Raw genomic sequence first — 14,380 nt, forward strand, 5'->3', positions numbered from 1 at the left:
GCCGTTAGCGTTCGGATCGAATCCTGGTTTAGATAACACCTCGATCAGTGTGGGAGGGGGCTTGCTCCCGATTGCCAAGTATCAGCCACTGCATCGGGCGACTGACCCACCGCTATCGGGAGCAAGTCCCCTCCCACATTTGATCTTCGGTGATGCCAGAATCGAGACGGTTAACTCAGTCCCGTGCGCTGCCCCGCCGTTAGCGTTCGGATCGAATCCTGGTTTAGATAACACCTCAATCAGTGTGGGAGGGGGCTTGCTCCCGATTGCCAAGTATCAGCCACTGCATCGGGTGACTGACCCACCGCCATCGGGAGCAAGCCCCCTCCCACATTTGATCGTCGGTGAGATCAGTCCGTGCCGTACTTCGGGTTACGCGGACCGTACAGCAGCCCCGTGCGCTGCCCTGCCGAAAGCAGGCGCGCACTGGTGATGCCCGCGATCGGATGCGCCGCGTCGGTGGAGCTGTTGATCACTTGCTTGACCGCCGCCGTGATCAGCATGCCCACCAGGCCGCCGCCGTTGTTGTTGTTGCCTTCCTCGCTGGACGCGCGCGCCGAGCCGGTCCACAGGGTGGTGCCGGTGCGCAGGTCCACCAGTTTGGCCGAAGCAGTCACCGTGGTGTTGCTGGAGATCAGCATGTACTGGGTGCCGTATTCGCTGACGGTGATGTACAGCGCCGCATCCGCACCGAAGATGTCATGCAGCTTGGCCGGCGCCACGCCCTGGATATCGTTGGCGGTGGTCAGGCCGTTCTGGCGGAAGGTTTCGTCCACCAGGGCAATCGGCAGCACGTAGTAGCCGGCTTCGGCCAACGGGTAGGTCACCTGCGAGACCATGCTGTAGGACGCCTGCACTTCCGGCGATTCATTGATCGGCGGCAGCACCAGGATCGACTTCGGCCGCGCCTGCTTGTACGCCGTGTAATCAATGGTCTTGGGTGCAGCGCAACCGCCGAGCAAGGCCAGGGCGAGCAAGGCGCCGGTGAGTTTCAATAGGCTCATTTAGTGGCGACTCCGGTCTTGGCGTTTTTCAGCAAAAAGTCCATATACGCGGCGGACTCGGGGAACAGCGCCTTCTCGGTGCGGAACTCCTGCACCATCTGGTCATCCTTGCCCATGCTCAGGTACAGCATGCCCAGGTGGGCGTGGTAACCCGGCGGCGCTTTGCGGCCACTGGCGTTGATCTTTTGCAGATCGCGCTCCAGGGCCTCGACCTGCGCTTCCTTGGGCTCGCCCTTGAAGTACTCGTAAACCTGCGGCTGGTAGCTTTCCCATTGATACAGGGGTTGGGGCGCCGTCTGGCACCCGGCGACCGTCGCGATTGCTGTCAGCATCAGCGCCAACTTCACTGCCTTGCTCATCCGTGTATTGCTCCTTGAGGTGTTGCTGATCAGTTGCGCGGGTTCCAGGCGCCGGCGTTGATGCCGTCGACCAAGCGGTTGATCGCTTCGCGCATGGCCAGGTCGAGCACCTTGCCATTGAGGGTGGAGTCGTAGCTGGCGGTGCCGCCGAAGCCGATCACTTCACGGTTGGACAGCGCGTACTCACCGGCGCCCTGGGTGGAATACACCACTTCGGAGGTGCTGATGTTGACGATATTCAGCGCGACCTTGGCGTAGGCCACTTGCGTCTTGCCACGGCCGAGAATGCCGAACAACTGGCGGTCGCCGGTTTCTTTGCGGCCGAACTCGGTCACATCGCCGGTCACCACGTAATCAGCGCCTTTGAGCTTCTGCACGGTGCCTTTGATCGCGGCTTCCTGGGAGATTTCGCCCATGTTGTCGCGGTCCAGCACGCTGAAGCGGTTGGTCTGCTGCAAGTGGGTGATCAGGATGGTCTTGGCCTGGCCGCCGAGACGGTCGACGCCGTCGGAGAAGATGCCGCGCATGTAGCTGGAGCGGTTATCGAACTTGCCCACGGCAATCGGCACGCGCACGCCGGAATAAGCGATGTTGGCGCTGGCGACTTGTTCCACCGGCATCGCGCGGTTGCTCTCCGTGGCGCAACCGGCCACGGTCAGCAGCGCTGCAGCGGCAAGGCCGGAGAGCAGGATTTGGGACAGTGTTTTCACATGTTGCTCCTAAAGTGAGGAAGTCAGCAGAGCTCGGTGTAACGGGAAACCGGGCACGAGGCGATACCCACTCCTTCGAGGTCGAAGGCGTCGGGCCAAGGGCGGCAGTTTCAGGGAGGGAGGCAAGCCTGCTAAACGGCAAGAACACGCGCGTAACTGACTTCATCCCTGAACATGTCGTGTCGCAACGGCTGCGGCATTTTACGGGGTTGAGAGGGGTTCTCAAGGTGTTTCGTCGGAGCGCGTGCGGTGACGCACATTCCTCAAGTTTTCGGCCAGTCGGTCGAGACAGTGACTTGGCTCACTTATTAATAGGGATATTGCGTGTTGAAAAACCTCTTCCGAGCAGCGACCCTGATCGCCGCCCTGTCGATGACCGGTTGTGTGTCCTACACCGTCACCGGCCCCATTGGCGCCCCGCTCCACCCCGCCGCCGTCACCAGCCCGCGCAGCGCACAAGTCGCCGATGTGACGGTGAGCGTCGCCGACGTCAACGACGCCAACAAAACTGCCATCAGCCGCTCGCTCACCGCCCAGCTCAATCAGTACGTGAGTACTGCGGGCTACTTCAAGCAGGTCACCGAATACCCCGTGCGCCTGGGCGAGCAGGACGTGTCGCTCAAGTTCAACATGACCTCCCTCAAGGGCCACCGTGGCATCCACCCGGGCTATGTCCCCGGCGCCTTGCTGACGCTGACGGTCTGGATCTGGGTCAACGGCCCGATCTACGTCGACACCTTCGACGTGGCCGGCGACCTGGTGATCGTCGATCGCGAGGGCAAGCAACTGGCGAGCGCCAAACACGAGGTCAAGTTCGAGCGCAACGTCGGCCTCTACGGTCGCGAATACTGGGCCCCGACCATGGGCGCCAAGCAACTGAACGAACTGGTCGCGCAACTGCTCGACAGCGCCACTGCCAAGCTGGCCAAACCGTAATTTCAAGGAGCGACACATGAAAGGATTGATCAAACACAGCCTGGTCCTCGCGGCCATCTTGCTGACAGGTTGCGTGTCTTACTCGCAACACGAACTGCCTCCCGTGCAAACCTGGCCGCCGACCGCCAACGCACCGGCGCAAAAACCCACCGCGTTCGTGCGCACCACCGCGCTCAACCAGGTCAACAGCGGCCCGGGCAACACCGCCGCCGGCGCTCCGGCGGCGTTGTGGGAAAGGGCCGTGGCGGATTCGTTTCGCCAGTCCAACCGCTTCTCGCGGGTGAGCACCGACAAGGTCGACTCGGACATCTACGCCGACGCCACCCTGTACAACAACGAACAGTTCAGCATGGCCTCCGCGATCATCACTGGCGTGACGTTCTTCATCATCCCGTCCACGGCGAAGAACACCTTCACCCTGGAAACCGTGTTCAAGGACAAAGACGGCAAAGAACTCGGGCGCGTCAAAAAGAGTGAGTCGGTACGCACCTGGATGCACCTGGTGCTGATCGTGGGCATCCCGTTCCAGGCGGACACGCGGGAAGTGGTCGAGGCGTTGACGCGCAGCACGCTGGATGAAGCGGTGCAGCGCAAGTTGCTGTAACCCCGCCCTCTGTAGGAGCGAGCTTGCTCGCGAAAAACCAGAGAACACCGCAGGCATTCAGCATGCCCGCGGTATCGTTGCCGACCTCAGTTCACTTGATCAGGTCAGGTCGAGTGGTCTTGAGCATCGCTGCGCTCACCGCACCCTGAACCGAACAGGTGATCATGCCTTTGCTGGTCTTGGCCAGGTCACTGGGTGCGGGCTCGACCATCAAGATGCGTTCGGCCGTATCGGTGACCAGCTTGCCCGCGTTGTCATCGCCGCCCTCCGGTACCCAGGCTGATTGCTTCTGCGACCAGATCTGCGCACGCGCGTAGATACCGTTGGCTTTCTCCAACCCCGTACCCGGTACTTTACTCAGTTGTGCGTAAAGCGCGTCGGGCGCCTGCTCGGTGTAGAAACCCCAGTTGATGATGCGCGAGCCCATCAGGTCCTGGTCTTCGGCGAAAAAGCCGGTCAAGGTCATACCATCAAGCGTCAGTGGCGTGTCGAACATCCAGCGCTGGCCCATATCGGATTTTGTGCCGCCGCTGAGCGTGATCTTGCCGTTCTCCACCTTATGGGCGACACGCTCCTTGAGCCCTGGCTGGCTTACCACCGCCAGGGAGTTCTGGTCGCAGGCGAGAAAACTTTGCAGGGCAGGCGCCGCGGCGAAGCTGCTGGTGCAGGTCACCAGCGCAGCGAGCGAGATAAACAGACGATGCAGTTTCATTGAAAGCTTCCTTGGGTCTAAACAATTGCGGCCGGAAGGGTCGGGCGTTTAGCGGGGGATTTGCGTCCATACGGTGCCACTCCGGCTTATGTCGCGTGTCAGTCAACGAGGGTTGAAGAGTCGCGTGTCAGCCCCTTATCAAGCTAAGTGTGCAAGGCGGATGAACAGCGACAACGGCCAGGCTCCGAGCTCGGCCGCCTTAAGCGCTTTTAACTTACTTGCTTTCTTTTGCCACGGTGCCCAAGGACGCATCCTTGACCAGATAACGGCCTTCCAGATCGCTCAGCACTTTGAGGCTGTTGCGCGCCACGGCAAAGCCCATTTCGACTTCCTGCTTGAGGTAAACCACCTCACCGGCCTTGACGTCGATTGGCATGTCCGCCCAGTTTTCAGCCTTGGAGCTGATCACGTGCTTGCCTGGCGTCACGAAAAAATAGATGTACTGGTTACCGCGGTTGTAACCCATCTCCGAGTCGGCTTCCTTGTCATCCAGGAACACGTTGAACCGTACTAGCATCCCGACGTTGCTAGGGCGCACGACATACACCAGGCCTTTATCGGCCACGGCAGCCTTGGGCAGCGAATAGCTCGCCACGTCAGCCTGCATCTTCTCCACCGACGGGGTCGAAGAACAGCCAAACAGCGTGGCCAGGGACACAACGACAGCGGCTTTGCAGAACAACTTGATCATGTATTTCTTCCTTGTGGGTAGCGGTGGGGCGGTTTCGAAAACGCTGGCGAAGGCCGGTTCAGATTTTTGATGCGTCTGGGCATCACCAGTGTGTCGGCAGCGGATGGCATTGCATGAGGCATTGTGCCATCACTCTGATACCTTGCGCGGTTTTGGGTGAGGGGCTTATAGTCCGGCCGTCGCCCAAATGGCGATCAGGTTTGGCGACCTGACAACAGAGTGCAAAAGCAATCCGCTTTCATGCAGGTGTTTTTGCACCCGCAAAGTCGTGCCTTTTATGGCGGCTGTGCGCGGGAGACCCCCGGGTCTGCCGGTTTACTCTGTTGCCGGTTCGCCAACCTGCGTACAGCTGCCACCCATTCGTTTGGCGACGATTGAGTGGTGGCCTCAACCACTTAACAGAGTGCCAATTATGAACCGTTACATGCCCCTGACCGGCCACGACTGCACCGTCCCCGCGCTGCTCATCGACACACAAGCCCCCCTCGACGTCCTCCACGACGCCGCCGTGCACCGGATCCAAGCCGTCACCCAACTCCTGGAAAACCTGGCCTTCCGCGATCAGCTCAGCAGCGATGCCGTGGTGCTGCAGGACTTCGCCCATCTACTGGCGATTCCGCTGCGCGATGGGTGTGATTTGTTGGATGTGATCAGTCGCAGGCTGAACGCCAACCCGTCCTGAGTTATACCGGGCGGCCCGTCCAGGCCGCCCTGCTCAGGTATTGATGACAATCGTCTTGGCCAACATATCGCCCAAACGACGGCGCAGGCCTAACAACACAAAAAGACCGTCCAGAGAGAAATAGGGGTCAGACCACCATTATAAGACTAAGAAAAAACAGCCTTCGGACGACACACCACTCCTCGGATAACTCTCTTTTTAAAGAACAGAACAATAGCCACGAAAACTCCTTAAATGCAAAACGTGGTCTGACCCCTATTCCCCTTGGGAGCGTCAGCATGTGCTTTTGCACCGCTCCATCAAGATGAAGTTAAAATTCGCGACCTAAAATCTCTTGAAAGTCATCGACTAAATCACCAAGCTCTATATCAGGATTAAGTATCACTAGCTGGTCCGCAGTCACATCTAGCGACGCGAATACCTCTTCAAGTACGGTTGCATCGATGCTTTTCTCATAATAGTTCTCAACTAAACTCTTATAAGCTGCAATACCTCCCACAAAAAAACCTAGCAGTGGATACTCTTTCAGCCCATCCGGCGACGCACACCACGATGGCTGCTTGACACCTCGCCAAAAAAACAGACTAGCATTATCCGTAGAGAACGCTGGCTCAACTTTAAATTGCTGAAACGCCTCGGGCATAGCATTCAAACATTCAGACACATTAGGCAAAGGAGAACCACATATAACTTTCCCTGCAACACCTGCATCGGCAAAGTGCAAAAAATACTCAGCCCCGGATCCGTCCCTCATTGAGGCCATCATTTCTTTCCCCGCTCCATCCCAATTACAGTTGAATGAGAAGTATCTATACTCCCACTCGGGCATAATTATGGCATCCAACAACGCTAACCCCTGAGCCACATGTTTAACACGATCAACTGCAGGCAGTTCATTTATATTTAGAATCGAATTATTCATCTAGTAGCACCTATTTGTCAGATTTGGCTCTATTCTCTTGTCGAGATAGAATCTGAAGATTTGAGCTGCAATTTGTACCATCACAATTTTTTGGCTTTACATGGTCAAACTGCCACTCGTTAGGATCTGGAGTTACGCCGCGCTGGCTTTTTTGTGGTTTGACTAACACAGGGGAGAAATAGGGGTCAGACCACCAATATACATTGGTGCACTAATCGTGGTCTGACCCCGATTTTTCTCTTCACCGAAACGGCTCCATGCAAATAGATCGGTCCCCTTCGATCGTATTCGATTTTTTCACCGAAACGGTGGAAACGCATCGTCCAGTAAGGGCCAAGCTCAGGAAGAATGGTCACTCGAAGAGTGATTAAGTAGGTTCCATTCGGGACAGACTTATCTAATCTCAGGCCATTTAGGTAAGTCAGCCCCCTTTCCTCTACTTCCCTCTTCATTTATGAGAATTTTTCGGCAAGGTCCAATATGCTATTCCGCCAGTAACTAACAACCCAACTACAAAAGCAATTGACACAGGAACATAGCTGTCCAAAAAACTGTAACCCGAACTATTACGAAGCAAGTAGTAGTCCGCCATAAACATCCATAATGACGCAATCGCGCCCCCACAGATTGAAATAATCCTGCAAATTTTAAAGTTGTTGGCCGGCCTAAGCAAAGTAATACAAGATGCAAATACAAGCGAAGGAATAAAAAATATTATCTCTCCAAGAATAGGGGCCGTCAGCAGAATAGAAAACGCCTCCCCACCTCTGACTTGCCCTAGCAACCGAGCATCACTAAATAAATCTACAAACATGATGATCAGAAAAATAGGTCCTATGATTAACCCCGCGAAAAATGGGCAAAGTAAGAACATGAAAAAAACTTTCATAGCTGGGAATGTTTTGACATTCATGGTGCACACCCTTGACCCGCTGAATAACCGAGCAACTTACATCCAAACGTGACTCTCGATTTATACTCTAATATATCGACACCCCCTTCTATACGCTGAGTTTCTACAAAAGGAATATATTTCATAAATCCTTCGTTGCTAGTCGCGTCTTTAGTAAGTCCTACAAAACGCTTGTGATCTTGTAGGTATTCTTCATGAATAGGTTGGAGTGTTTTTTGCTCATTCTTAAGCTGATTAATATCCCAGACAACTGGATCGGTCGCTTTCCCATTGTAAAGCGCCTTGAAGTTTTCGTATCCGCCAGCCATAAGAGAATCTCCTGCCGCCTTCCGCCAGTCATAAACAGGCGCTAACACCCACCCAGCACCAAAGGTGATATATGAAGCATTTCCGTCCGCCCCCAACCCGGTAAAAGGCGCACGCGAAACAGTATCTGCGCCTCCAAACCATTTTGCACCAATGCCCAATTGATGTTCATAGGTATCACTGCCACTAAAAAAATTTGCTCGATTATCAATTGTGTTGAAATAGGATACGAAGGAGCCTTTTCCTTCTTCAGTATTATATAAATAATCGAACGTGTTTTTGGATGAGCGCTCAACGTCTCCGTGCATGACATTCCATGCATCTTTAATAGCCATATACTTTATAGCAGAGTTCACTGCCGTCCGGCAGCTATCGCTACCGGGATTTTTGGAGCATATATCGTTCATTTCGTCATCCAAAAGCTTACTTAGTCTTTCTGCTTCTGTTTTCGCAGCAATTTTTTCAGCGTCTGTCGAACAGGTCCTACCCGAAATGCAATCTCTAACTTCATCAAATTTTTGATGGGTTAAGTAGTTAAACGTAGTCGCCTTTTGTGCTACCTGCGCGCCCTTTTCCAGGTCGCCATCTACCGCAGCCGCGGCCACCAAACCAGTCAGCTGTGAAAGCATCAACATGAGGTCTTTATTATCTTGGGCTGCCCAAGCTAACTGATTAATTAACGCTTCGTTCAACCCCGCAGCCGCAGCCCCGGTTTTGAAATCACTGCCGGTCGCTTCCGCCAGCAATCCGCCCATCAATGCATGAGCAATGATCTTTTGAGGACTTCCATTCGGGAAGGTGACGTAGTCACCCACCCAATTAAAACCGGTAGCCATCGCAACGTTGCCAGCCTCTCCCAGCAAGGCAGCATTGAAATTGTCGCCGAAACTTCCGCCCTGGATGGCCGTAGAAATCCCGCTAGAGATTACCGCCCGACCTCCAGTGCGCAGGGCGATATCACCCGCTGACGTCCAGGTGAAAATATCTTTGGAGGAGTTAGTAACCGCCAAGGTTGAGCCCGCACTCGGGTTAACACCTTGGACGGTGCTAGTACTTGCACCTGCTTTGTCGGCACCAGCGAACCAATTAGTGTCGGCATACTCCAGAGCACCCGCCGTAAAACCAGCGACCGCCGCGCTTTTAAGACTGTCGGTACTAACGGTTTCCTTAAAAGCCCTGCCGAGGTTGCCTTTGTTGTTAATGGTGCTGGTAACACCCGTAGTAGAGAAGCTCGTAGCGACCGCCAGTTGCCAGCCACCTAGACCAAAACCAGCCGGGCCCATAATCGCCGCCATCATGATCGCAATCGCAATCTTGGCACCGGCACCCAGCCCCGAGTTGTCGTACTTGAAGCTCTCGTGAATCTCCTTCACCTGGCGCCAATCAATGTCGCCACGTGCCTCAGCTTGCTTCAGCCAAGCCAGATTGGGATCAGCCTTTACCATCGCATCAACGGTCTGGCTTACGGTCTGCTGATCAACCTGTTTGACATCGATGCGAATGCCTTCGGCGGCCTTGATAACAAGCTGCCCTTGAGCAACCAGCTCGCTCTGACGCAGGGTTTCATCGGTATTGCCTTTACCTTTGGCGCTGAACCACGAGAGGTCGCTTTTGCTCTTGGTGTGGCTCTCATCGTGCAGGTCCTTGACTCCTTCAAAGACGATCGCACCGCTGCTATCGAGAATGATGTCCTTGCCGCTGTTGAGCTTGGCGACTTGGTATAACTGGTCACCCTCACTTTTGAGCGTCAGGTTGCCGCCGGTCTTGATTTCAGTGCCTACCTGGGTCGTGCGGGTAACTTCGTCCATCTGCGCCTTTTTGGCGCCCCAGCTCCCCTTCTCCTTCATGTCATACAAGGTGTGCGCGCTGTTCTGCGCCGCCAGCAGGTTCAACTTATCCCCGCTATACAGATAAGCCTCATTCCCCGCACTGATCTTGCTCGCCACCAGCGTCGTATCACGCCCGGCCTGACTTCTGAAATCCCCACCCGCGGTCAACACACTGGCCACTTGGGTGGTCTGCTCATCCATCGTCTTGATGCGTTTTTTGCCGTGTTTTTCCTTACCGTCAACACTGTGCACATCGCTGACCGACACCACGTTGAAATCGCGCCCGGCGTCGATGTTGATGTCTTTGCCAGCGGTGGCATTACTGCCGATGATGTTTACATCCTGCCCAGCCTTCATATTCAGATTGCCCCCCGCCGTAACGCTGGCGGCGAGGTTTTTCACGTCGGTGGTGATGCTGGATTTGTGCCCGCCGTCGCTGAATTCGTGCTTCACGCGGGTATCGCTGACGGGCAGCAGGCTGAGGTCGCGGCCAGCGGTGAGGGTGACGTCGTTGCCGCCTGCAAGCGCACCGCGGTTGATGAGGTCACGACCGGCCTCCATCACCAGGTTGTCGCGGGCGCTGATGGTGCTAGTGCCGTTGTCGGTGAGGGTGCGCATGCCGGCGCCGTCGCGCACTTGAATCGCGGTGGTGTCGTTGGTGATGTCGCCTTTGAGGGCGGCGAGGTTGACTTGGGTGCCGCGAATTTCACCGGCCATGGCGTTGCGAATGCTGTCCTGGGCCAGCAAGGTCAGGTTGTTGCCCGCTTCGATCAGGCCGCCGTTGTAGAGACTGCCGCCAGCGGCGGCGGAGAGGTTGTTGCTGGCGCGCAGGGTGCCGACGTTGAGCAGGTCGCCGCCAGTGACCAGGTTGAGGTCGCGGCCCTGGATCAGGCTGCTGCCGCGTACATTGCGTGACTCGGCCTGGGCCAGGTAGAGCACCGGCACGAGGACGCTCTGGCCGTCGATTATGCGGTTTTCCATCCACACGATGTCGTGGGTCAGTGCGCCGACCTGCTGGCTAGTGAGGGTCACACCGAGGCTCAGGCGCAGGGCGTCTTTGCTGGCGAGGGCGTTGTCCATCAGGTAGCGGAATTGGTCGGCGTCGCTGCTCAAGGCACTGGTGAGGAAGCGTTGGCCGGTTTGCGCGAGCACGGCGTCGCGGATCAGGCGGGTTTCGTATTGGCCATCACCGAGGCGGCGCCAGGCGGTGTCGGCGCTGAAGCCGAGTTTGTCGAGCATGTAGTCGGAGCTGAAGAAGCCCGAGAGGCTGGCGAACTGTGGGTTCGTCTCGATCAGATAGTGGCTGGTGGGGTCAGCGTTTTTGACGAACAGGCCGTACTCGCCCTTGGGCAGTTGGAAATACGGCGAGGTGGTCGGATCGACTGGGGTGAACGCCGAGGCAGGGGCACTGGCCTGCTGGCTGAGGCTGATGTTAATGCCCCCGACGGGGATGCCGGTCTGGTCGTTGTCAAGGGTGCCGGTCAGTTGCGCTTTCTGGTTTTCCAGCAGCGTGCCGTTTTGCACGGTGTTGACGACTTTGGACAGGTCGACGGTGCCGCCGGCTTGCAGGGTGGCGTTGTAGACAAGCGCATCTTTTACGGTCCAGGTAGTGACGTTGCTCGCCTCGGAAAAACGCGAGTCACTGGAGCGCGACTTGAGCGCTTCAAACGTCGCCAGGTCGAAGTGACCGGCGGCGACGGCAGCGTTGAACGCGGGGACTTCAACGTACTCAATGTAGTCCCAGTAATGTTTGTCAACTCTTCCCGGAGTGCTGATAACGATGCTGTTCTGCCCAGTGCGGGTGCCCGCGCCTTGGTTGAGCAGGTTATTCGCGACGATGCCGAGGTTGCCGTTGGCGGCCAGCAGGCTGTAGCGGTTCTGGACGTTGTCGCCCTGGATCAGCATGTCTTTGCCGGCGACCAGGCGCGCGGGCGCCGAGTCCTTGAGCGCGGATTCGAGGAAGGTCTGGTTGATGCGTATCTCGCCGCGCTTGTACGAGTAGTCCCCGTCGCAGTGCTGGCCGCATTGCCAGTACACATTCCCGGCGGTCACGGTCCGCCCCAGCTCGAACACGGCCTTGGCGTTTTCCACGAATGCGGCGTTGATGCCGATAGAGCCTTCGGCTTCAACCGTGCCCGACAGGTTGCTGAACACTGCCGCCTGACCACCATCGCGCGCGGCGAACGTCAGGTTGCCCTGGGTGTAGATATCACCATAAACATTGCTGAAGCCGTTGCCACGCAAGGTCAGGTCGCCACCGCTGAACAGCAGCGAATCCGCGCCATTGCTGATGCCGTTGACAGCCGTGAGGTTCACCGGCCCCTGGGCGCCGAGGGTGCCGCGGTTGTTGATCTGCAGCGCGGCGATATCCAACTGCTGGCGTGCAGTCAGGTAGCCGAGGCTGTCGAGGGTGCCGCTGAGTTTCAATTGCGTGGTGGTGCCCGCCAGGCGCCCGCCGTTCTGGCTGAGGTTATTGGCCTGCACGGTGAGCTTTTGCAGCGCCGATACTCGGCCATTGTTGGTCATGTCGCCGCTGAGCGTGATGTTCAGGTCACCGTCGCTGAGCAGTTCGCCGCCATTGTCGAGGCTGGCTACGTCGAGGATCAGGCCCTTGCCGCTGGCCATGCGATCGCCGGCCTTGAGGGTCAGGTTCTGAGTGCTTTTGTAGGTCAGGACTTCATTGAGTTGCACGCGCCCCAGGCCATCAACTTTGCCGAAGGACCAGTCGGCGGTGCCCAGGCCATTGATGTCGCCTTGGCTGCCGCTGAGGCTGGCGGTTTTGACGCGGAACAGGCCGCTACCGGCGTGCTGCAATTGGCCGGCTTGGTTGTTCAAGTGCCCGGCGTCGAGGCTAAAGGCCTGGCTACCAAACTCAAGAATGCCCTTTTGGTTGTTCACCTGGCCGCTGAAGTCGAGGCTGCTGCTGGTGCCAGCCAGGCTGCGTACTTGCCCGCCTGCGCTGTTGTCGAGATTGCCGCCGCCGAGGGTCAGGCCCTGGCTGGCTTCGATCAGGCCACCACGGTTGGTGAGCGTGTCGCGAGCCGTCAGGTCCAGTCGGTTGCCGCTGATCTGGCCATTGGCGCTGTTATCGAGGGTGGCGCCGTCGAAGGTTAACAATTCTTTGCCGAACAGTTTGCCGCCACGGTTGGTCAGGGCTTCAACGGTCAGCTTCAGGTTGCCGAGTTGGCTGGCCAGTGTGCCGTTACTGTTGTCGAGCGTGTCGGCCGTCACTGTCACGGTATTGGCGACGAGCAGGCCGCTCTGGTTATTGAGGTTGCCTGCGTTGACCGTCAAGTCGCTGGCAACGATCTTGCCTGCACTGTTGTTCAGTGCTGCGCTGCTCAGCACCAGGCTGCCACCGGCCATTTCGATACGGCCCTGACGGTTGTCCAGGGACGCGCTGTCGAGAGTCGCCGCCTGGCCTTCACCGAAGCGGAGCAAACCGCCCAGGTTGACGATGGCCGGCGCATTGATCGCCAGGCTTTGTACGCCATACACCCGTGCCGCTTTGCCTTGGTTGACCAACTTGGCCGCATCGATGCTGACGGTTTTACCCTGAATGACGCCGTCCTGATTGGTCAGCGTTTGCGCGGCAGTGATCGCTAATGTGCGGCTGGCCAGAAGGTTGCCGGTGGTGTTGACAGTTTGCGCGTTAATCACCAGGTCGCCGGTGGTATTGCGGGTGTTGTCGGCGACGACGCCGGCTTCGATGATGCCGGGATTGTTGACCGTGGCCGCATTGATGTCGATGCGTTGGCCGGCGGCCACACTCTTCTGGTTGACCAGGGCCTGGGCGCTGGTCACTTGCACGTTGCCGGCGGCGTAGACCTTGTCGGTGAGGTCGACGTTCCGCGCCGTGACCTTGACGTTACCGGTGGCCTGGGTTTGCGCCATGCTCAAACGCCCATTGGCATCCAACTGAATATCACCACCACTGGCCGCCAACGTACCGTCGAGCTTCACGCCCACCCCAGCTTCGGTGCCGACCAGTTTGATCGCGCCGGCGTACATGCCGCCCAAGGCGCTGGAGTCGATTGCCAGTTCCGGCTTGGCGCTGCCATCGTCGGCGCGCGCGGTGGTTTTCAGGCTTTGCGCGTCGACGTCATTGCGCCCGGCGATCACGGTCAACTCGCGCGCGTTGATCTGCGCGTTGATCTTGGCCGAGCGGGTGATGATTTCGAAGCGGTCGACGTTGCTCGCGTTCAGGCCCTGGCCGTCAATAGTCACGGCGCCGCCGTCGACTTGGTAGTGGTCCAGGCGGCCGACGGTGTCGATGACGGGTTTGCCGGTGGTCAGGGTGGCGTTGGGGGTGTTGATGAAGCCGCAGCCGTTGCAACTGATGCCGTAGGGGTTGGCGACGATGACCTTGGCCGACTGCCCCGCTACTTCGGTGTAGCCGCGCAACTGGCTGGGGTTGCCGCCGTTGACTTCGTTGAGGATGACGCTGGCCGCGCCGCCCTTGAGGTTGGGGTTGCCGACGATGTAGCCGCCCAGTTGGGTGTTGGTCACCGCGCCGCTGGCGTTGTTGAGGATCACGCCGTTGGGGCCGACGTTGTAGTCCTTGAACTGGTTGTGCGACAGGCCACTGCCGTTCGGTGTGGCGATGTTCACCACCGGCACGCCATTGCCCGCGGCGCCGACGCTGGTGCCGGGCGCGCTGACCACGATGCCCTCGGCCTGGGCCAGCAGCGGCTGCCATGGGCATGACCTGG

At 57.7% G+C, this 14,380-nt stretch carries 11 protein-coding genes; 3 read left to right on the forward strand and 8 right to left on the reverse strand.

The window, feature by feature from the left end:
* Positions 1-350: 350 nt before the first annotated feature.
* From L9Z73_RS13865 to L9Z73_RS13875, 3 genes are read right to left on the reverse strand one after another with little or no spacing between them, the layout of a single operon-like run.
* Positions 351-1,004 (reverse strand): DUF799 domain-containing protein, encoded by a 654-nt coding sequence (locus tag L9Z73_RS13865; RefSeq protein ID WP_247401790.1) that lies wholly within the window; start codon positions 1,002-1,004, stop codon positions 351-353.
* Positions 1,001-1,363: a DUF4810 domain-containing protein gene (locus tag L9Z73_RS13870; RefSeq protein WP_017848623.1), complete on the reverse strand. Its 363-nt coding sequence runs from the start codon at positions 1,361-1,363 to the stop codon at positions 1,001-1,003. The genes L9Z73_RS13865 and L9Z73_RS13870 overlap by 4 nt, the downstream gene beginning before the upstream one ends.
* Positions 1,364-1,392: 29 nt before the next feature.
* On the reverse strand, positions 1,393-2,073 hold the full coding sequence (locus L9Z73_RS13875; protein WP_247401792.1) for a CsgG/HfaB family protein: 681 nt from the start codon (positions 2,071-2,073) through the stop codon (positions 1,393-1,395).
* A 324-nt stretch (positions 2,074-2,397) separates the two neighbouring features.
* Between L9Z73_RS13875 and L9Z73_RS13880 the strand changes: the two genes are divergently transcribed.
* Positions 2,398-3,009, forward strand: coding sequence for a hypothetical protein (locus L9Z73_RS13880; protein ID WP_247401795.1), 612 nt, complete (start codon positions 2,398-2,400; stop codon positions 3,007-3,009).
* Positions 3,010-3,025: 16 nt separating this feature from the next.
* The gene (locus L9Z73_RS13885; protein WP_247401798.1) at positions 3,026-3,613 is read left to right on the forward strand and encodes a hypothetical protein; all 588 of its coding nucleotides are present in this window, start codon (positions 3,026-3,028) and stop codon (positions 3,611-3,613) included.
* Between the two features lie 91 nt (positions 3,614-3,704).
* Here the strand turns inward: L9Z73_RS13885 and L9Z73_RS13890 are convergent, their stop codons facing one another.
* Both L9Z73_RS13890 and L9Z73_RS13895 read right to left on the reverse strand, forming a co-directional pair.
* Positions 3,705-4,325, reverse strand: a complete 621-nt coding sequence (locus L9Z73_RS13890; RefSeq protein WP_247401799.1) for a hypothetical protein — start codon at positions 4,323-4,325, stop codon at positions 3,705-3,707.
* A gap of 214 nt (positions 4,326-4,539) precedes the next feature.
* Complete coding sequence (locus L9Z73_RS13895; protein ID WP_247401806.1) at positions 4,540-4,932, reverse strand: DUF2846 domain-containing protein; 393 nt, start codon at positions 4,930-4,932, stop codon at positions 4,540-4,542.
* A 508-nt stretch (positions 4,933-5,440) separates the two neighbouring features.
* Between L9Z73_RS13895 and L9Z73_RS13900 the strand changes: the two genes are divergently transcribed.
* Positions 5,441-5,698 (forward strand): hypothetical protein, encoded by a 258-nt coding sequence (locus L9Z73_RS13900; protein WP_145336111.1) that lies wholly within the window; start codon positions 5,441-5,443, stop codon positions 5,696-5,698.
* 310 nt (positions 5,699-6,008) lie between these two features.
* Here L9Z73_RS13900 and L9Z73_RS13905 read toward each other — a convergent pair whose 3' ends face one another.
* The 3 genes from L9Z73_RS13905 to L9Z73_RS13915 form a co-directional block, all read right to left on the reverse strand.
* Entirely contained in the window at positions 6,009-6,620 is a 612-nt protein-coding gene (locus tag L9Z73_RS13905; RefSeq protein WP_247401801.1) for a hypothetical protein, read from the reverse strand.
* Positions 6,621-7,068: 448 nt separating this feature from the next.
* On the reverse strand, positions 7,069-7,533 hold the full coding sequence (locus L9Z73_RS13910) for a hypothetical protein (RefSeq protein WP_247401803.1): 465 nt from the start codon (positions 7,531-7,533) through the stop codon (positions 7,069-7,071).
* The coding region (locus tag L9Z73_RS13915; RefSeq protein ID WP_247401804.1) for a DUF637 domain-containing protein at positions 7,530-14,380 on the reverse strand (6,851 nt) is incomplete at its 5' end. The genes L9Z73_RS13910 and L9Z73_RS13915, both read right to left, overlap by 4 nt.

This window comes from Pseudomonas emilianonis, from assembly GCF_023072625.1.
GTDB lineage: Bacteria > Pseudomonadota > Gammaproteobacteria > Pseudomonadales > Pseudomonadaceae > Aquipseudomonas > Aquipseudomonas paraveronii.

Coding starts and splice junctions, on each gene's coding strand:
- L9Z73_RS13865 (WP_247401790.1), bottom strand. CDS start 1,004: ATGAGCCTATTGAAACTCACCGGCGCCTTGCTCGCCCTGGCCTTGCTC.
- L9Z73_RS13905 (WP_247401801.1), bottom strand. CDS start 6,620: ATGAATAATTCGATTCTAAATATAAATGAACTGCCTGCAGTTGATCGT.
- L9Z73_RS13890 (WP_247401799.1), bottom strand. CDS start 4,325: ATGAAACTGCATCGTCTGTTTATCTCGCTCGCTGCGCTGGTGACCTGC.
- L9Z73_RS13885 (WP_247401798.1), top strand. CDS start 3,026: ATGAAAGGATTGATCAAACACAGCCTGGTCCTCGCGGCCATCTTGCTG.
- L9Z73_RS13895 (WP_247401806.1), bottom strand. CDS start 4,932: ATGCAGGCTGACGTGGCGAGCTATTCGCTGCCCAAGGCTGCCGTGGCC.
- L9Z73_RS13900 (WP_145336111.1), top strand. CDS start 5,441: ATGCCCCTGACCGGCCACGACTGCACCGTCCCCGCGCTGCTCATCGAC.
- L9Z73_RS13910 (WP_247401803.1), bottom strand. CDS start 7,533: ATGAATGTCAAAACATTCCCAGCTATGAAAGTTTTTTTCATGTTCTTA.
- L9Z73_RS13870 (WP_017848623.1), bottom strand. CDS start 1,363: ATGAGCAAGGCAGTGAAGTTGGCGCTGATGCTGACAGCAATCGCGACG.